Raw genomic sequence first — 17787 nt, 5'->3', positions numbered from 1 at the left:
TAAGAACGCCGAGCGACCCAAATCTACCCCGCTCGTTTCTCCATCAGATAGTTGAGCCCGGTCAGCAGGGTCATGGATGCGGTCAGCCATAACGCGCCGATCCAGGCGAGCAGGGCCCAGTCGGTGGATTGCCATCCCATCACGAAGGCCAACAGCGGGAAACCGGCGGTGAGCATGGCCAGGACGGTTTTGAGTTTGGCCGAGAGCGAGACCGGCAGGGTCTCGCCGGCGGGCTTGTCTCCGGATGTGCGCATGAAGGTGACGATGAGATCCCGGAGCAGGATGGCCATGACGGGGACGATGATCTCGACAGGGAAGGACAGGATGGCCGCATAGGCGAGCAGATAGCCGTTCACCAGCACCTTGTCGCCGATCGGGTCGAGAAAGGCGCCCAGCGTGCTCTCTGCCTTGAGCTTGCGGGCGAGGAATCCGTCCAGCCAGTCGGTCAGCGCGGCAAAGACGAAGGCAAACACCGCGAAACTGGCCATGCCCGAGATGACAGCGATCGGATCGCCCAGGCTTGCCGGGACCTCACCGCTGGCTTCCCAGCGCCAGGAGAGCCAGAGCGCGATTGCGCCGGCGGCGCCGACAAGAATGCGCAGAAGGGTCAGGATGTTGGGCAGGTGTCGGATCATGTCTCAGCTCTGGAACCAGTCATGTATGCGTTTGGCCATGGCTTTGGACACGCCGTCAACCGCTTCCAGGTCTGCCAGGGCCGCATTTCGCACTGCCTTGGCCGATCCGAAATGGGCCAACAGGGCCTTTTTGCGGGACGGGCCGATGCCGGGGACATCGTCCAGCGGATTGTCCGACATGGCTTTCTTGCGTTTGGCCCGGTGGCCGCCAATGGCAAAGCGGTGGGCTTCATCGCGCAGGCGCTGGAGGTAATAGAGGACCGGGTCCTTCATGGGCATTTTGAACGGCGCTTCACCGGGCAGGTAGAAGGCCTCTCGTCCGGCATCACGTTCCGGTCCCTTGGCGATGGCGGCGATTGGGATATCGGTGACGCCCAGCTCTTCCATCACCTTGAGCACGCTGGATAATTGTCCCTTGCCGCCATCGATCAGCACGAGACTGGGCACGGGCGCGCCTTCCTCGCGTTCCTTGAGCAGGCGCGAGAAACGCCGGCGCATCATGGCGGCCATCATGGCGAAGTCGTCGTTTGTGGCGGCGTCATCACCCTTCATGTTGAAACGGCGATAATGGTTTTTCTCGAAGCCTTCCGGCCCGGCGACAATCATTGCGCCCAGCGCATTGGTGCCCTGGATGTGGGAGTTGTCATAGACTTCGATCCGGGTCGGCTCTTCCTCCAGCTTGAAGACACGTTGCACACCCTGCAGCAGCTGGGTCTGGGTGGCGCTTTCCGCCAGGCGGCGGGCGAGGGCCTCGCGGGCATTGTGGGCGGTCTGGTCGACCAGTTTTTTCTTCTCGCCACGCTGGGGCACCAAAAGGTTGACCTTGCGTTCCGCGCGCAGGGACAGCGCTTCGGAGATCAGCTCGCTTTCCTCCACCGTGTGGGAAAGCAGGATCGTGCCGGGCGCCGGGCGGTCGTCGTAGAACTGAGCCAGGAAGGCGGCCAGCACGTCAGCGGGTTCTGCCTCGCTGTCATGGCGCGGGAAGAAGGACTGGTTGCCCCAGTTCTGACCGGCCCGGAAAAAGAAGACCTGGACACAGGACTTGCCGCCATCCTGGGCAACAGCGATGACATCGGCTTCCTCGATCCCGTCCGGATTGATGCCCTGGTCGGTCGTCACCGCGGCAATGGCGCGGATGCGATCGCGCAGGCGGGCGGCGAGTTCGAAATCCAGCTCGTCCGAGGCGGTCTGCATGCGGTCCTGCAAATCCTCGCGCAGGGCATTGGACTTGCCACGCAGGAAATCCGTCGCCTGGGAGACCAGCTCGTCATAGGCCTGGGGTGTGACAAGATCCACGCACGGTCCGGCACAACGCTTGATCTGATAGAGCATGCAGGGGCGGGTGCGGCCTTCATAGACACTGTCGGTACAGGTGCGCAGCATGAAGGCTTTCTGCAGCGTGTTGAGTGTGTGATTGACCGCGCCGACCGAAGCGAACGGACCGAAATAATCGCCCTTCACCTTGCGTGCGCCTCGGTGTTTGAGCAATTGCGGCGCGGCATGATCACGGCGGATCAGGATATAAGGGAAGCTCTTGTCATCGCGCAGCAGGATATTGAAGCGCGGCTTTAGACGCTTGATCAGATTGGCTTCCAGCAGCAGCGCCTCGGTCTCGGTCTGCGTCACCACGAACTCCATGGAGCGGGTGAGGACGATCATCAGGGCGATGCGATTGGAGTGGCCGCGGCCATTGGCATAATTGCTGACGCGGTTTTTCAGATTGCGGGCCTTGCCGACATACAAAACCGCCCCATCCTCGTCGAACATGCGGTAAACGCCCGGCTTTGACGGCAGGCGTTTGACATAGTCGGCGATGAGCTCGGGTCCATGCAGCGATTGCGCTGGCTCGCCGGACGCGGCATCTATCTCAGACGACGTGGGTTTCGAGGACGACATGGCGGACAAGATCGCGCTGGTTACGGGTGGCGGCAAGCGCCTGGGTGCTAAAATCGTGGAAGGCCTGGCCGAGGACGGCTGGCACGTGCTGATTCACTACAATGAATCGGGCGAGGAGGCGGAAGCCCTCAAACAGCGCCTTACCGACAACGGTGGGTCAGCAGAGATCTGTCAGCTGGACCTGGAAAACTCGGCGCAGGTCGCAGGCTTTGTGCGCAAGGCCGGTCGCATCGATGCGCTGATCAATTCCGCCTCCCTGTTCGAGATGGACCGTCCCGAGGATGTCGGCCCGGACATGCTGAAGCGCATGATGCGGGTCAATCTGATGGCGCCCGTCCTGCTGGCTTCGGAAATGGCCAAGGCGCATGAGGGCCGCGCCTCGGGCTGTGTGATCAATGTGCTGGACCAGAAACTCTTCAATCTGAACCCGGATTTCTTCTCCTACACCCTGTCCAAATACGCGCTGCTTGGCGCGACCCAGACCATGGCCATGGCCCTGGCCCCGCGCGTGCGGGTCAACGCCGTGGCGCCGGGCATCACGCTTCCTTCGGGGGGGCAGAGCGTGGAAGAGTTCGAACGCGCCCACAGCCTCAACCCGATGCAGGGCGGGTCCACGCCGGAGGATATTGTCCGCACGGTGCGTTTCATCCTTGCGACACCGTCCATGACGGGCGAGACCATCATTGTGGATGGCGGCCAGCATCTGGACGCCCGCCCGCGCGACGTCATGTACGCGCCGGGAATTCAGGAGGATCGCTGATGCGGCTGGATCAGGTGATCGAAAACGCGCTGGCCAATGCCACCGGGCGCGAAGTCTTTGTCTATCGCCTCGAAGGCGTGAAAATGGATATCGAGATCGGTATCCACGACTATGAGCGCGGCGTGAAACAGCGTGTCCTGGTCGATGTCGTCACCCTGGTCGACAAGGCCTGGAGCGGCGATGACGACATCAACACGGTGGTCGATTACGACTATATCCTGCACGGCATCAAGGACATGGAAGAACGCCAGTTCGACCTCCAGGAAACCCTGTGCGGCGAGATCCTGGACATCGCGCTTGGTCCGGAGAGCGTAGTGGCGGCCCAGGTCACCACGCGCAAGCTGGACGCCTATCCGGATGCTGAAGCGGTGGGGCTTACGCGGTTTCGGCGGAAGGGGTAGTTGGGGGGCTTCCCCAGCTCACATCACTCACTCTTTCCCGGCCGCAGAGCCGGGATCAACGAGGCGGTCCGTACGCGAGTTGGCCCCGGATCTCGCCGTGCTCGTCCGGGGGGGTGTTGTTTGTGAAATAGGGAATTTTGTGGAGATCTCGCCAGCGACGGGGCTCGTGCTCGCTTTTACGTCACCCTCATTCCGGGCTTGCCCCGGGGATCGAGGATGCGGTCGCGGTGAGGGTGAACCGGGCCCGCTGGTGAGGTGGTCATAGACTTCTTCAGTGCCCATCGCCCACGGTGCACAGCGCGACATCTTGAAGTCCGCCTTCGCCGTCAAACGCCTGCACGAGTACCCTTGAGATAAACTCCCTGTCTTCTCGACCAAAATATTCGATCCAAATGTCGACAAACGAACCGGTGTGTCCGGATAAACAGCTGCCGATTGGTTCGACATCAAGAAGCGCAAAACGAACAGGGGCCACAGTCGACGGACCTGTCATCTCCTGGTTCGGCAATACGATAACATACCCCTCAGTATTTCTCTCCAAGAGCCCGTAGGTCACGACCGTATCGTCGCGCAGTCGCCGACGGAGGTCCGGATCGAACACTTCAGCTGGCAGCAGGGATGGATCGGCTTGCTCACCGTGAATGAATTCGCAAGCGGATAAGGTGACGAGGCACACGCCCGCAATAATAGCTCTTTTCATAAGCTTCCGCTCCTCTTCGACCGTTTAAGGCAGCGCAATCGCGATGATTTCACAGGTACAGCGTTGCTGACAATAAGCAGATCAAGCACGGTTGAAACGAAGGTTCTCATAAGAATTCCACTGCATGCGAGGCCTCGGAACAAGTCCGGGGGAAACAGGGGGCTCCACCCACTCTCAGTCCGATACCACGCCTCTTTCCCGGCCGCAGAGCCGGGACCAACGAGCCGGCCGGTCGTTTGGTTGGCCCCGGATCGTGCTGCGCACGTCCGGGGAAGATGGGGGGGGAGGAAGGGTTGAGAGTTTCGGCTTGGAAAGGCGTGCGTGCTCCTGTTTTTGGAACGGCCCACATCCAGAACATACTCAAACTTGTCATCCCCGCCGGATGCCCCGCGAAAGCGGGGCGCAGAGCGGGGACCTATGGCGCTCTCGTCGGATCCCGGATCTCCGCCCGGCTCGGGGCCGGGCATGCGTCCGGGATGACAAATATTGTGGGGGCGTTCCAAGAGACGGCGGTACACCCCACCGCAACCCACTAACCCTCATCCGCCTTCTGCAGATGCAGGGCAAAGCGGCTGCCGACACCGGGGGCGCTTTGGACGCTGATGCGGGCGAAGTTCAGGTCGGCGAGTTCGCGGGCCAGTGTCAGGCCGAGGCCGGTACCCTCGGTGGAGATTTCGGTGGCGTCTTCCTCGCGGTGGAAGGGCTCGAAAATGCGGTCCAGGGCCTCGTCGTCAAGACCGATGCCGCTGTCTTCGATGCCGATGGCGACATCGTCATCATCGGCGCTGATGCGCACATGGACCGTGCCGCCCTCGGGGGAGTAGCGGATCGCGTTTTCCAGCAACATGCCGAGAATGCGGTGGACATGGCGGATGTCACCCACTGCCAGTAATTCGTCTGCGCCGTCATCATCCAGCGCCAGCGTGACGCCGCTTTCGCTGGCCATGTGCTGGAAGGGCGCCATGGCGTTTTCCGCTTCCCAGATGGCGTCGAAACTCTCCAGCGCGCTGGGCAGTTTGCCGCCGGCGATCTTGGAGAGGTCCAGGATGTCATTGATGATGCGGGCCAGCCGGTCGCCGGCTGTCTTGATCGTTTCGGCCTGTTCAAGAGCCCGGCCCGTGTCTTCGGCGATATAACCCTCGCGGGTCAACAGGCCGGAAAAGCCGATGATCGCATTGAGCGGCGTGCGCAGCTCGTGGGAGGCATTGGCCAGGAAACTCGCCTGCATCTGTTCGGCATTGCGGGAAATTTCCAGCGCGTCCTCAAGCTCGCTTCGGGCATGGGTCAGCTCGTCCAGCGCCCAGATATGACGCAGCTGGGCGGCGGTGAGGGCGGCGATGGACTCGAACAATTCCTGGCATTTGGGCGAGAAGAAACCGGGCTCGTGATGTTCACTGTCGATGACGCCGACAATGCGCTCGCCGACGAGAATGGGCACGCACAGTTCCGAACGGGCCTGCATGAGGTCCTGGATGTAGCGCGGATCATCCGCCAGCTCGTCGATACGGATCGACTGGCCGGTCGTGGCCACCGTGCCGGTAATGCCGTCTCCGACCGGGATGGTCAGGCGGTTGATGATGGCGCCGTCCTCGTCGTCCAGCGTTTTCTCGCCAATCGCAGCCATCTGTACGAGCTCGCCGCGATCCCGGTCGAGGCGGTAAACCACGCAGTCGATATAACCCAGCCGGGCCACGACATTGCGGGCGACATAACGATAGAGCTGGACTTCTTCACGAATGCCGGCGACGTCGACAGCAAACTCGCGAAAGACCCGCACCGGGTCCATCGCCCCGGAGGGCGGACGGTCGTTCGCTTCGGAAGCGGTCATGGATGCGGGCACAGGCGACATGACGACGAGCAAGTGATTGATAGAAAGGGCTGCTTCTCACAAACACCCGCCTGCCGCCAGTCATATAGGATACGGTCAGCGCTTCACGATCGGCTGCAGCTTGCCATAGGTCAGCGAACGCCAGAGCCATTCCAGCGGACCGAACTTGAAGCGGGATAGCCATAGCGGCGACCAGATCAGCTGGATGGCCCAGACCAGCAGGACCAGTTTGAGCTGGTCGACCCGTTCAACCGTGCCGAACAGTCCAAGCCCCGGCGCACCGACAAAGATGAAGGTCATGATCAGCGTCTGGCTCAGATAATTGGTGAAGGCCATGCGGCCGACACTGGCGAACCAGGCGATGATCAGCCTGAAGGCGCCAATCTTCGAGAGAAGCATGACAAGGCTGGCGTAACCAAAGGACAGGACAACGCTGCCGAAGAAGGACCAGGCGAGACCGTCGGCCTTGGCCTGTGCCGAGAATTCGCCGCCGATAAGTGTCGTGGTCGACATCCAGTTCAGATATACACCAGCGGCAATCACCACGACGCTGAGGACGAGATAACGAGACGTACTCCAGGCGGCGGAGAGGAAGCCACTCTTGTAGAGCGCCATGCCCAGGAACATCAGACCCAGCGTGCGCGGGCCCATAAAGATCAGGCTCACGACTTGTCCGATGCCGGCCCAGATCGCGTTGACACCGATATGCTGGACGAAACCGGCCTGATAGGCCTCGATCATGCCGGTTTGCATGTCGGCCATCATTTGCTGTTGATCAGCAGCACCCTCGGCAGGCGTGAACATAGCGCCCAGATAGGTCAGCCCGATCATGATCAGGCCGCCGATCAGCACCAACAGGATGCCGAAGATGGTCAGCTTGGCCACGGACATCTTGCGCGCATTCACGGCGATCATGCCCAGCAGCGCGTAGTGGACCAGGATATCGCCCCACCAGAAGATATAAGCGTGGATGGCACCGATCAGCAGCAGCCAGAGCATGCGCGGATAGTGTTTGCCTGTGCTGTCCCCGTCGCCTGCCATCAGGATGATGCCGGCGCCAAAGAGGGTGGAGAAAATCGTGATGAACTTCATCGCGAAGAAAGTGTGGGCAACAGACCAGACCGTCAGATTGGCCCCGGTAAGGTCCATCATCATTGTCGGGTCGTCATACGCCATCGGGGTCATTGCAAACCCCTGGACATTCATCATCAGGATGCCCAGCACGGCGATCCCGCGCAGCGCATCAATACTTACAAGTCGGTTGGTTTGTGGTTCAGCCATGCCGCTCTCCCCTGTCAGGCGCGGCAAGCTAGACCGGTGCGTTGCAGAAGTCTCGGGGAAAAGCGCCCGGCGCGTCCCCTGTGAAGTCTGCTAGAGCACGCTCTGGGCGAGGACGGCGATATAGCCGACATAGGCGGCAAACAGCAGCAGGCCGAAGAAACGTCCAATCGGACGGCGGGCCAGGACGATGCCAGCGATGACGACGCTGGCGGCCAGCATGACCCAGAAATCCAGGGCGAAGAAACCATCGGGAACCGGCAGGTCTGCGCTGACAGCAGCTGCCGCGATACCGGTCGCGCCACCCACGGCGAAGACATTGAAAATGTTCGAGCCGAGCACATTGCCGATGGCCAGATCAGCCTGGCGACGCAGCGAGGCCATGACGACAGTCGCCAGCTCGGGCAGGGAGGTGCCGAACGCCAGGGCGGTGAGGCCGATGATCGATTCGTCGATATCCAGGGCGCGCGCCGCCTCGGTGCCACCGATGACGATCATCTGGGCGCCGACAGGCAGGGCGACGAGGCCAACAGCAAGCGCGAACAGGATATTGCTCCACTTGTGCGGCAGGCCTTCCATACCGTCGATATCGGTCAGCTCGGCCAGGCTTGGATCATCCGTCTTGCCGCGCGCCAGGAAACCCAGAATGGCGACATAGGCGATGATGGTGCCAAACAGTGCGTAGGCTTCGGTGGGCGAGATGGTGTGATCATAGCCGACACCGATGAGGGCGATCGCTGCAACCAGCGCAAAGATGGCATTGCGGCGCACACCTGGCGTGGTCGTGGCGATGGCGCCAAAGACGGCCGGCAATCCGAGCACAAGTAGGAAGTTGGCGATATTGGAGCCAACGATATTGCCCATCGCCAGGCCCGGGGCTCCCGCCAGGGCGGACTGCACACTGACCACCAGTTCCGGTGCAGACGTGCCAAAGGCGATGATGGTCAGGCCGACAAACAGCGATGGAAGTTTCCAGCGCCGTGCCAGACCGGCTCCGCCCCGGACCAGATAGTCGCCACCGAACAGTAGGACGACGATCCCGCCGAGAATCAATGCTATGAAAACCGGAGCCGACATAAATTAACTCAGTACTCAGATATTGGACTAGTCGAAGCGATGGTACTCGATGAGATTGAGCAGTCCGAACAGGCCGGCAACCAGGCCGAGGGCAACAAGAGCGTACATGGATAGACCCCAAATCAATTTAGTTCGAAGGCTACATAGCGCGCCCGTGGCCCTCTGGCCAGTCGGAGACGTCGTATGAGCTGGAGATGGAAGCTGGAACCTGTTTTGCGCCCGGTTTTCCAGGCCTGGTGGCGCATGAAACGTGGTGCCACGCTGGGTGTTCGCGTGCTCGCACAGCGCGAGGACGGAGCTATCATGCTGGTCAAGCACACTTATATCAGCGGTTGGCATTTGCCTGGCGGTGGCGTGGAGAGCGGAGAGGTTGCCGAAGAGGCCGCCGAACGCGAGCTGGAAGAGGAAGCCGGTCTGGTCGCACGCGGCCATTTGAAGCTTGCGGGCGTGTACGCGAACCACAAATTCTTCCGTGGTGACCATGTTATACTTTATTCCGTCGACGCTCCGGGAACTTGTTCGCCAGTCGAGCAGGGCGAGATCGCCGAACGGGCGTGGTTTGGCCTTGATGCCCTGCCGGAAGACATCTCCCCGGCCACGCTCAGGCGTATCCGGGAACACACCGGCGAGTGGGTCAGAAATCTGCACTGGTAGGAAAAGTTGCGGTGTGCCGTTGACCCGATCCTGCGAGGGTTTGTGGATGAGGATCTCCGGCACACCGCGGGGCGCACGCTGTCGAAACTAGGTGAGGCTGGCTGAACGCTGGCTGAAGCAATCGACCCCAGTTTCGCCGTGGAAACGGCACAAGATTGTGGTTTAGTGGTCCAATTCGTGGCGAGATCGGCTTAGAGTACTGAGGGGATCGATTCTAAGACGCTAAATGGCTGACACTTCTGACGATCAGGCTTCGCAAGCAGACCGCGAACAGCCCCCCGTGCTCCAGGATGATGACCTGCTGGAGCCGGATAGCTGGATCGGCCAGATTCTGCCCGGAATTCTGGCGGTCGGTTTCATCATCATTGTTGCCCTCGCGGTGATGGCCGGCGAGCGCGCGCTGATGTCGTCGGCACGCACCACCAACCAGGCCACCCTGGAAACCGTCCTGGCCAATACTTTCCAGCGTTATGAAGACTGGGCGGCGCAACAGGAAAGCCATGTCCGCATCTGGTCCCAGGACGTCGACGTCCAGGGCGCTGTGCGCGAACTCAATTTCGTGCCCGCCGCGAATGTGCTGCGCGCCTCACCTTTGCAGGTCGAGCTTTCGGTCATGCTCACGCCCTGGCTGAACGAGTATGGCTATACCGGCTTTTCCGTCGTTTCACCCGATGGCGTCGTCCTGGCCGGCAGTGCCAGCGAGGAGCTTGGCGCCGCGTCCATGGCCATCACCCATGTCGATATGGCGCGCCTGATCGCCAACGGGGTGACGCTCAGCGCGCCCTATATCTCCGATGATCTGGGCGAGGCAGACGAGCATGGCCTGCTAGAACGTCCGCTGATGCATGCGGTCTCCCTGATCCAGGATGGTGAAGATCTGATGGGCTATCTGGTCTTCGATCTCGATCCGCGGCGCCAGTATACGACGACGTTCCAGGTCGGGCGGACGGGCGCTTCCGGCGATACATTCGTGGTCGACAACCAGGGCCGGCTGCTTTCGAGTTCACGATATGAGGACATCATGATCGCCGAGGGGCTCCTGGTGGAAAGCCACCCCTCGCTTCTGCATCTGGAAGTGCGCGATCCGGGGCTTGATCTCACAGTCGTCGGGCGCCCGCAGCGTCCCTATGACGAATGGCCGCTGACCTATGCCGCCGCCGATGTGGTTGCAGGCAATTCCGGCACAAATCTCCGCGGCTACCGTGATCTGCGCGGCATTCTCGTCATGGGTGCCTGGCAATGGTTCCCGGACCGCAATTTCGGCCTCGTCACCGAGGTCGAGGTCTCCGAGGCGCTCGCCGGTGCGAACCAGGCGCGCGCTGTCCTGCGTGTCTTCGCCGTGGCGATGGCGCTGTCGTTTATCCTGCTGGCTGTCCTGTTCAGCGCCCACCGTAATATTTCCCGCCAGCGCGCCCAGGCGACCCATGAAGCCAAACAGCGTTTCTCCCAGATCCTGATGACCGCCGCCGAGGGCATTTACGGTATTGATGGCGAGGGGCATGTGACCTTCATCAACCCGCGGGCGTGCGAGATGCTCGGCTATACCGAGGAGGAGCTGATCGGCAAGGTGATGCACACCATGGTGCACCACTCCCACCGTGATGGTTCGCTCTATCCGAAAGAGGAATGCCCGGTTCACACCTATGGCGTCCCGATCGAGGAGACCGACAAGGAAGTCTTCTGGACCAAGAACGGCCAACCCATCCCGATCGAGTTTGCGACATCTGTCATCGATCCGGACGATCCAAGCCTTGGCGCCGTTATTACGTTCCGCGACATCGCCAAGCGCAAACGCGATGAACAGGCCCTGCGCCGATATGCCCAGGAGCTCAAGCGCTCGAACGCCGAGCTGCAGGAGTTTGCCTACGCCGCTTCGCACGACCTGCAAGAACCGCTTCGCAAGATCCAGGCGTTTGGCGAGCGTTTGAATAACAAGTACGCGCCCGCGCTCGACGATACCGGTCGGCATTATCTGGAACGCATGGTCGATGCGGCGGGGCGCATGCGCCGCCTGATCGATGATCTTTTGTCCTATTCGCGTGTGAACTCCAAGACGACGTCCTATCTACCGGTCGAACTGGCGGGTGTTGTGGCAGATGTTCTGTCCGATCTGGAACCGCGGATCGCTGCAGAAGATGCCAAGATCCGTGTGGGTGAATTGCCGGCCATCGAGGCAGATCCCGGCCAGATGCACCAGCTTTTCCTGAACCTTTTGGCCAATGCCCTGAAATTCTGCCGCCCGGGAGTGACCCCGAACATCACGATCGAGAGTAATGTCGAGGTCGGTGAGGCTGGCGCGGTCGCGCGTATCTCGATCACTGACAATGGTATCGGTTTCGAACCACGTCATGCCGAACGCATTTTCGGCATGTTCGAGCGGCTGCATGGTCGCGAGGAGTTTGATGGCACCGGTGTTGGCCTGGCGACATGCCGCAAGATTGCCGAGCGCCATTCCGGTGAATTGTCCGCCTGGGGCGAGCCGGAGGCTGGCGCCGTGTTTACTCTAATACTGCCAATCCGCCAGGGAACAGTGATATAGGTATCGTATCCAGACCGGAACGGAGACCGGATTGAATTTCCGCGCCGATACATCAACCACGCTAAAGGCCCTCGCGCCTGTATTACTTGCGCTTGCTGCAGCGCTGGTCATAGCGGTGATGAATACGTCCTGGTTGCTGGCCCTGGTGGCGGCGCTGGTTGGGATTGGCGGGGTGATCGCCGTTTTGATGGCGCTGGGCCGAGGCGAGAACGGCAAGGCCGCCCGCGAACAATCCGATTTGATCGAGAAGTACGCCCTCGAGCTGGAAAGGTCGAACCAGGACCTGCAGGTGTTCGCCTCTGCAGCCTCGCATGATCTGCAGGAACCCTTGCGCAAAATCGAGAGTTTCGGCCAGCGTCTGCACGACAAGTATGATGACGTGCTCGACGAGACCGGGCGCACCTATCTGCATCGCATGGTGGATGCCTCGGGCCGGATGCGCCGGTTGATCGACGCGCTGCTGACCTTTGCCCGGGTCAATGACAGCAATACCAGCATCGCTGATGTTGACCTGGAAGCGCTGTGGAAGTCCGTGCTGACCGACAATTCAGCGCGCATCAAGAGCCTCAAGGCACGCATTGATGTCACGGAGCTGCCAGTGGTCGAGGCCGATGAGACGCAGATGCGCATCATCTTTTCGAACCTTTTGAACAATGCACTCAAATACCAGCCTGACGGTCAGGTGCCGGAAGTGTCAGTCGAGTATTTCGAGCCCGAGGACGAGGAGATGGTCGGCATCCGGGTGCGCGACAATGGAATCGGTTTTGACGCCAAATACTCCGAACGCATTTTCCAGATGTTCGAGCGACTTCACTCCAGAAGTGAGTTCGAGGGGAGTGGAATTGGACTCGCGACCTGCGCTAAGATAACCGAACGCCATGGCGGTTCGCTGACGGCGCAGTCTAATCCGGGGCAGGGCGCCGAGTTTTCCTTGATCTTGCCCAAGTATCAGTAGAAGTTGTGTTTCTAAGTCCTGGGGTTGGGGCAGATCTGGCAAAGAGGCTGGCATAATGAGCACTGAAAACTCGCTTTTCACGATCCTGATGGTGGATGACGATCCCGATGATCGTCTGCTGTTCAAGGAGGCGTGCGAGGAGGTTCGGCTGCGCAATCCGCTCGAATTTCTCGAGAATGGCGAGCAGCTGGTCGACTACCTCAAACGCCAGGGCTCATATTCCCATCTCAAGGACGAGCCATTCCCGGGCATTATCCTGCTCGACCTGAACATGCCGCTGAAGGATGGCCGCGAGGCGCTGGAAGAGGTCAAGGCTGATCCGGAACTACGGCATATCCCCATCATCGTTCTGACCACGTCCAAGAGTGAGGACGACATTCTGTCCAGCTACGGGCTGGGTGCCTCTTCCTACATCGTCAAGCCGATCTCGCTGGACCGTCTGATGCGTGTGGTCAATTCCATCGGGGAATACTGGGTCCAGATCGTGGAAGTCCCCACGCCCGATTCCGAGGAAGTAGAGGAAATCGACTGATTTCATCCGATAAGTCCGTAAACAGAAAACAGGCGGCCAGTGGTCGCCTGTTTTGTTATGTTCGCCTGTGAGGGGATTTGCCGCGACCTTGCCTCAATCCGGTTCTAGGGTTTGCGGGATATCAGACTGCCGCTCGATGTGGCGCAGGGGGAAATGATGTTCGGACGTATGGCAATGACCGGGCTGACCGTGATGGTCGCCATGGTATTGGCGCTGGCAATCCTGGTGCTGTTGGGCGTTTATGCGCCGTTATGGCTGCACTGGGTGCAAAATGGTGCCGACCTGATCGAGCGCGCTGTGACATCCACCGGCCTGCCCAGCAAATATAATGTCTGGGTCGGTATTTTCGCGGCGTCTGAAGCGATCGTCATCCTCATCTTCACCATCATTGCTCGGGTCATCCTGGCCATCGGACTGGCACCGTTTTCCTCGCGTATGAACGGGATAGGTACACTGCTCGCCAGTATCGGATCGATGACGGCCTCGCTCTTCTTTGCCTTCGTCCTGGGTATCCTGATGCTGGTGTCGCTGGGCATTGTTGCGCCGGATATCCTCGACAACATGTTGTCGGCGGCCGGCTGGGTCGAGGCGCGGCTGGAGAATACGGGACTGCCCTTCCGGTGGAATAATATCCTGCGGCTCCTGGTTGCCGATGATCAGATCCTGCTGCTCTTCTTCACAATCGTGGCACGCATGCTGATCGCTATCCTGGCGACGTCGGTATCGTCTGCCGTGGGTGGAAACGAGGCGCATTACATGGCGCCGGCGCGCTAGTCCGAGAGGACGCGCGCCAGATAGGGCAGGCTGATATCCATGCGATAATCGGTCGAGGAGTGGTTGTCGGGGAATTCCTCGTAGACATGCCCGATGCCGCGCGCAGTAAGCTGTTTGTGCATGCGCCGAGCGCCGTAGAGCAGATTGTACTGGTCGACATCACCGCAATCGATGAACAGGCCCTTGAGCTGTTTCAGCCCGTCGCCATGCTCGTCGAGCATTTCCAGCGGGTCCCATTTCAGCCATTGCGCCCAGCGTTCCGGAATGCGTTCGCAGGTGTCCATCGTCACGGGCAGGCGAATACCCAGATAGCTATCCGGATCGGGATCATAGGTCGCCGCCATGGCCAGGATCATCAGCGCATGCAGGTCGCTGCCATCAACTTTCACGGCCTTCTCGAAATTCTCGATAAAGGCCTCGATCGTGCCACCGCGCTTGTCGATCCGGCGCAGCGTGTGGGCGAAGTCGGCGGCGAACATGAGCTCAAAACCCATATCGCCGGAATGGCTGGCTGCGGCGGACCAGAAATCCGGATAGAGAAGGGCGTGCACCATGGCCGCGTAACCGCCGGAACTCTTGCCGAAGACACCGCGTTTGCCAGAACCGCCGCAGCCGAACTGCGCCTCGATGGCGGGCACGCATTCCTGCGTGATGAATTCAGCCCAGTTCCCCATGGCGGCGGAATTGACGTACTGATTGCCGCCCAGCCGTGTGAAACAGTCCGGGAAGGCGATGACGCAGGGCGCCATCTCGCCTTGCGCGACCAGGCGATCGGCGCGTTCGGGGACATTTTCTCCGAAATTGTACCAGCTTGTATGCTTGGGACCGCCGGAGGTGAAACCGACCAGGTCGACCAGCAGCGGCAGGCCTGATCCGTCATGACCGTGCGGGATATAGACATCGACACGCCGCCGGGTCGGATCGCCGAGCATGTTGTTGGCGATGGCCTGGCTGTCGATCTCTAGCTGCTCAACCCGTCCACGCGGGAATTCGCCTCTTTGCATGTCCTGTCTCCCCCGGATTTGCGATCCTGATACCAGTGCAGGCCGGCAAATACGACTGCTGTGTCTACGGCCAGCAGGAAATAGCCGATGATTCCGGGGAAATCGTAATTGAAAATCTGGCCGGCCCAGATGGACACGCGCAAAATGCTGGCGACGCCATAGACGAAGATGAAGAAACGCCGCCGCGCCAGCAACACGCCGAGCGCGATGGCATAGGACAGAAGGCAAGCGATTCCGGTGACCACGACAAAGGCGTCGATCGGGAACATGGGTGGCAGAGCATTGCCCAGGGCGCTCTGAGACAGGCTTTCGTTGCGGTCCACCGTGCCCACTATCGTCCAGAACAGGGAGTCGATCAGTGGCAGCGCTGCCGCCAGCGTGACCAGCATCCAGTGCCGGGACTTGGGGATCGGGGAAAAGGAACGCATCAACAACACCACACAACTCGAAATCGCGGGCGCTGTATACATGCGGGTTCGGTTCAAAAATATGAATGTTTTATAAATGCTTAGTAGGTTTTTGTTACCCTTAACGGAGGGTTCTCAAATACCATTTCGAAGCGGTGAAAATCACCGCCAGATCAACCGCCATCATGAAGAAGCCGATATTGACCGGGAAGTTGACGTCGCTGATTTGCGAAAGCCAGAAAACAAACCGGCTTGCCGATGCAGTTGCATAGACAGGCAGGAAAAGGGCGGACCGGCAAAGCAGAGGAACATAGGCGATCACATAAACCACGGCGGCCAGTGTACCGAGAATGCCGTGGGCCGCTGTAGAGGCGAAACGTAGGGCATAACCCGACGGCATGGGCCCCGTCAGCTCGATCCCAAGGGCGTGCGTTGCATTGGGGATGCCCCAGGCGAAGGCTCCGGCAAAAGAGAAAGTGGCAAAGCCCAGGCACATGCGCCAGCGTAGATCGGCTTCAATCCGGACATGTGACAACACGCGATACGCCTCCCTGTAAGAGGTGGGTGGAATCACTTTCAGCCCTGATTGTATCAGGTTAGGCTCGCAGGCGTTCTTCCCGCCCGCGAGATCTTCCCATGAGCATTGAAAAGACTTTCATTTCCGCTTCCGACCTGCTGGCTGACAGTTTTCGCCTGGGCGAAAAGGTTCGCGCGGATGGGTTCGAGCCGACACATATTGTCGGGGTCTGGCGTGGCGGCGCGCCGATCGGGATCGCCGTCCAGGAATATCTGGAATTCAAGGGCCACAAGGCTGATCACATCGCCATACGCACCTCCTCCTATACTGGAATCGATACGCAATCACGTGAAGTGCGGGTGTATGGCGAAGGATATCTGGTCGACACGCTGAATGCGGATGACCGGGTGCTGATCGTGGATGATGTCTTCGACAGTGGTCGCTCGATCGAGGCACTGCTGCAGGTTCTGGGGCGCAAGTGCCGGCGCAACCTGCCAGCGGATATCCGCATCGCGACGGTCTATTACAAACCGACCCGTAATCAGACCAACCTCTTGCCGGACTATTTCATCCACGAGTGTGATGAATGGCTGGTCTTCCCGCACGAGCTCTGCGGTCTGGCCGATGACGAGCTGGCAGCCTCCGGTCTGCCGACTGATCTCGGGGGTGGCGATTGAGCCTGATCACCGAGGCCCAGATCCGCGGGCTTGTCCTGGTCGCCGAGGGAGAGCTGTCCGCAGCCCAGCTGACGCTGTGGGAGAGCCTGCGAATCGAACCGGAGGTCTGGGTTCGTGAGGCCGGGGCCGAACACGGGTTCGGCTTCTGGGTGGTCGCGCGCAATGGCAGCGACGTACTCTGGTATGACAGTATGAGCGAGGGGTTCTGTTACGGACAGGCCCGGCTGGACGGTGTTCTGCCGGATCCGGAAATGGGACCCTTGCCGCTCGGCAAGCTGGTCCAGTCGGACGGCTGAGCCCTAGCCCTCGTCCAGACCAATATCGAAATTGGGTGCCGAGTGGGTCAGCGCTCCCACCGAGATAATATCGACCCCGGTTTCCGCAATGCCGCGTACCGTGTCCAGATTGACGCCTCCGGAGGCTTCCAGCGTCACCTTGCCCTTGGCCTGGGCGACTGCGCCGCGCAGGTCATCCAGCGAGAAATTGTCCAGCAGAACGCTTTCCGCGCCGGCCTCAACAGCGTCACCGAGCTGGTCCAGCCGATCCACTTCGACCGCAACACGGGTCATGTGACCGGCGCTGTCCCGGGCCGCCTTCACAGCTTCGGCCACACCGCCACAGACGGCCACGTGATTGTCCTTGATCAGGATGGCGTCATCCAGCCCGAAACGATGCAGCGCCCCGCCACCGGCCTGGACCGCTTGCAGCTCGAAGGCGCGGAATCCCGGCGTGGTCTTGCGGGTGTGCGCGATACGCGTACCGGTCTCGGCGACCGCGTCTACATACTGGCGGGTGAAGGTGGCGATACCGCTCATTCGGCCCATGAAGTTCAGCGCGATACGTTCTGCTGACAGGAGTGCGCGGGCATTGCCGGTGACACTGGCCAGGACATCGCCCTTGGCAACTTTGCTGCCGTCCTCGACCTGGGGGCTGACCAGGGCTTCCGGATCCATCTGCCAGACGGCTTCGAGCGCTGGCTGCATCCCACAGAACATGCCGTCCTGGCGCGAAACGAAATAGAATTTGCTCTCGGCCTTGGCCGGAATACAGGCCAGTGCCGTGACATCGCCGCGGCCCCCCTGGTCTTCGGCCAGGGCACGGGTGACAGCCTCGGAAACGAGATAGCGCGGGATCGGATTGACGGGCATGGAGT

19 protein-coding genes are annotated in these 17787 nt (G+C 60.5%); 9 read left to right on the top strand and 10 right to left on the bottom strand.

Features of this window, described 5'->3' with window-relative positions; translation table 11 throughout:
* Window positions 1-23: 23 nt before the first annotated feature.
* Together SIC17_RS03830 and uvrC are read right to left on the bottom strand one after the other, a co-directional pair.
* Entirely contained in the window at window positions 24-635 is a 612-nt protein-coding gene (locus SIC17_RS03830; RefSeq protein WP_412546441.1) for a CDP-alcohol phosphatidyltransferase family protein, read from the bottom strand.
* Between the two features lie 3 nt (window positions 636-638).
* The gene (gene uvrC, locus SIC17_RS03825; RefSeq protein WP_412546440.1) at window positions 639-2531 is read right to left on the bottom strand and encodes an excinuclease ABC subunit UvrC; all 1893 of its coding nucleotides are present in this window, start codon (window positions 2529-2531) and stop codon (window positions 639-641) included.
* Here uvrC and SIC17_RS03820 point away from each other — a divergent pair.
* Both SIC17_RS03820 and SIC17_RS03815 read left to right on the top strand, forming a co-directional pair.
* Window positions 2530-3291 (top strand): SDR family oxidoreductase, encoded by a 762-nt coding sequence (locus SIC17_RS03820; RefSeq protein ID WP_412546439.1) that lies wholly within the window; start codon window positions 2530-2532, stop codon window positions 3289-3291. The genes uvrC and SIC17_RS03820 overlap by 2 nt on opposite strands.
* Window positions 3291-3692 (top strand): dihydroneopterin aldolase, encoded by a 402-nt coding sequence (locus SIC17_RS03815; protein ID WP_412546438.1) that lies wholly within the window; start codon window positions 3291-3293, stop codon window positions 3690-3692. The genes SIC17_RS03820 and SIC17_RS03815 overlap by 1 nt, the downstream gene beginning before the upstream one ends.
* A gap of 271 nt (window positions 3693-3963) precedes the next feature.
* Here the strand turns inward: SIC17_RS03815 and SIC17_RS03810 are convergent, their stop codons facing one another.
* The 4 genes from SIC17_RS03810 to SIC17_RS03795 form a co-directional block, all read right to left on the bottom strand.
* Window positions 3964-4392: a hypothetical protein gene (locus SIC17_RS03810; RefSeq protein WP_291894005.1), complete on the bottom strand. Its 429-nt coding sequence runs from the start codon at window positions 4390-4392 to the stop codon at window positions 3964-3966.
* 532 nt (window positions 4393-4924) lie between these two features.
* Window positions 4925-6241, bottom strand: coding sequence for an ATP-binding protein (locus SIC17_RS03805; protein WP_412546437.1), 1317 nt, complete (start codon window positions 6239-6241; stop codon window positions 4925-4927).
* 75 nt (window positions 6242-6316) lie between these two features.
* On the bottom strand, window positions 6317-7501 hold the full coding sequence (locus SIC17_RS03800; protein ID WP_412546436.1) for a DUF418 domain-containing protein: 1185 nt from the start codon (window positions 7499-7501) through the stop codon (window positions 6317-6319).
* A 90-nt stretch (window positions 7502-7591) separates the two neighbouring features.
* Window positions 7592-8575 (bottom strand): calcium/sodium antiporter, encoded by a 984-nt coding sequence (locus SIC17_RS03795; RefSeq protein WP_291893998.1) that lies wholly within the window; start codon window positions 8573-8575, stop codon window positions 7592-7594.
* 183 nt (window positions 8576-8758) lie between these two features.
* Here SIC17_RS03795 and SIC17_RS03790 point away from each other — a divergent pair, with 183 nt between their 5' ends.
* The 5 genes from SIC17_RS03790 to SIC17_RS03770 all read left to right on the top strand — a co-directional run bounded on the left by SIC17_RS03790 (window position 8759) and on the right by SIC17_RS03770 (window position 14029).
* Window positions 8759-9229, top strand: coding sequence for an NUDIX domain-containing protein (locus SIC17_RS03790; RefSeq protein ID WP_291893995.1), 471 nt, complete (start codon window positions 8759-8761; stop codon window positions 9227-9229).
* 226 nt (window positions 9230-9455) lie between these two features.
* Complete coding sequence (locus tag SIC17_RS03785) at window positions 9456-11768, top strand: ATP-binding protein (RefSeq protein ID WP_291893991.1); 2313 nt, start codon at window positions 9456-9458, stop codon at window positions 11766-11768.
* Between the two features lie 31 nt (window positions 11769-11799).
* Window positions 11800-12723, top strand: coding sequence for a sensor histidine kinase (locus SIC17_RS03780; RefSeq protein ID WP_412546435.1), 924 nt, complete (start codon window positions 11800-11802; stop codon window positions 12721-12723).
* Window positions 12724-12778: 55 nt separating this feature from the next.
* On the top strand, window positions 12779-13255 hold the full coding sequence (locus SIC17_RS03775) for a response regulator (protein ID WP_412546434.1): 477 nt from the start codon (window positions 12779-12781) through the stop codon (window positions 13253-13255).
* A 156-nt stretch (window positions 13256-13411) separates the two neighbouring features.
* Window positions 13412-14029, top strand: a complete 618-nt coding sequence (locus SIC17_RS03770; RefSeq protein WP_291893983.1) for a hypothetical protein — start codon at window positions 13412-13414, stop codon at window positions 14027-14029.
* Here SIC17_RS03770 and SIC17_RS03765 read toward each other — a convergent pair.
* The 3 genes from SIC17_RS03765 to SIC17_RS03755 form a co-directional block, all read right to left on the bottom strand.
* Window positions 14026-15033 (bottom strand): alpha/beta hydrolase, encoded by a 1008-nt coding sequence (locus SIC17_RS03765; RefSeq protein ID WP_412546433.1) that lies wholly within the window; start codon window positions 15031-15033, stop codon window positions 14026-14028. The genes SIC17_RS03770 and SIC17_RS03765 overlap by 4 nt on opposite strands.
* Window positions 14991-15461, bottom strand: a complete 471-nt coding sequence (locus SIC17_RS03760) for a hypothetical protein (RefSeq protein ID WP_412546432.1) — start codon at window positions 15459-15461, stop codon at window positions 14991-14993. Before SIC17_RS03760 ends, SIC17_RS03765 begins: the two co-directional genes overlap by 43 nt.
* Before the next feature lie 100 nt (window positions 15462-15561).
* Window positions 15562-15978, bottom strand: a complete 417-nt coding sequence (locus SIC17_RS03755) for a hypothetical protein (protein ID WP_412546431.1) — start codon at window positions 15976-15978, stop codon at window positions 15562-15564.
* 98 nt (window positions 15979-16076) lie between these two features.
* Here SIC17_RS03755 and SIC17_RS03750 point away from each other — a divergent pair, with 98 nt between their 5' ends.
* Both SIC17_RS03750 and SIC17_RS03745 read left to right on the top strand, forming a co-directional pair.
* Window positions 16077-16634 (top strand): phosphoribosyltransferase, encoded by a 558-nt coding sequence (locus tag SIC17_RS03750; protein ID WP_412546430.1) that lies wholly within the window; start codon window positions 16077-16079, stop codon window positions 16632-16634.
* Window positions 16631-16930 (top strand): hypothetical protein, encoded by a 300-nt coding sequence (locus tag SIC17_RS03745; RefSeq protein WP_291893974.1) that lies wholly within the window; start codon window positions 16631-16633, stop codon window positions 16928-16930. The genes SIC17_RS03750 and SIC17_RS03745 overlap by 4 nt, the downstream gene beginning before the upstream one ends.
* Window positions 16931-16933: 3 nt before the next feature.
* Here SIC17_RS03745 and nadC read toward each other — a convergent pair whose 3' ends face one another.
* Entirely contained in the window at window positions 16934-17782 is an 849-nt protein-coding gene (gene nadC, locus SIC17_RS03740; RefSeq protein ID WP_412546429.1) for a carboxylating nicotinate-nucleotide diphosphorylase, read from the bottom strand.
* Between the last annotated feature and the right edge of the window lie 5 nt (window positions 17783-17787).

It is taken from the genome of Maricaulis sp. MIT060901, assembly GCF_047123815.1.
GTDB lineage: Bacteria > Pseudomonadota > Alphaproteobacteria > Caulobacterales > Maricaulaceae > Maricaulis.
This window is presented reverse-complemented; position numbering and strand designations above follow the sequence as displayed.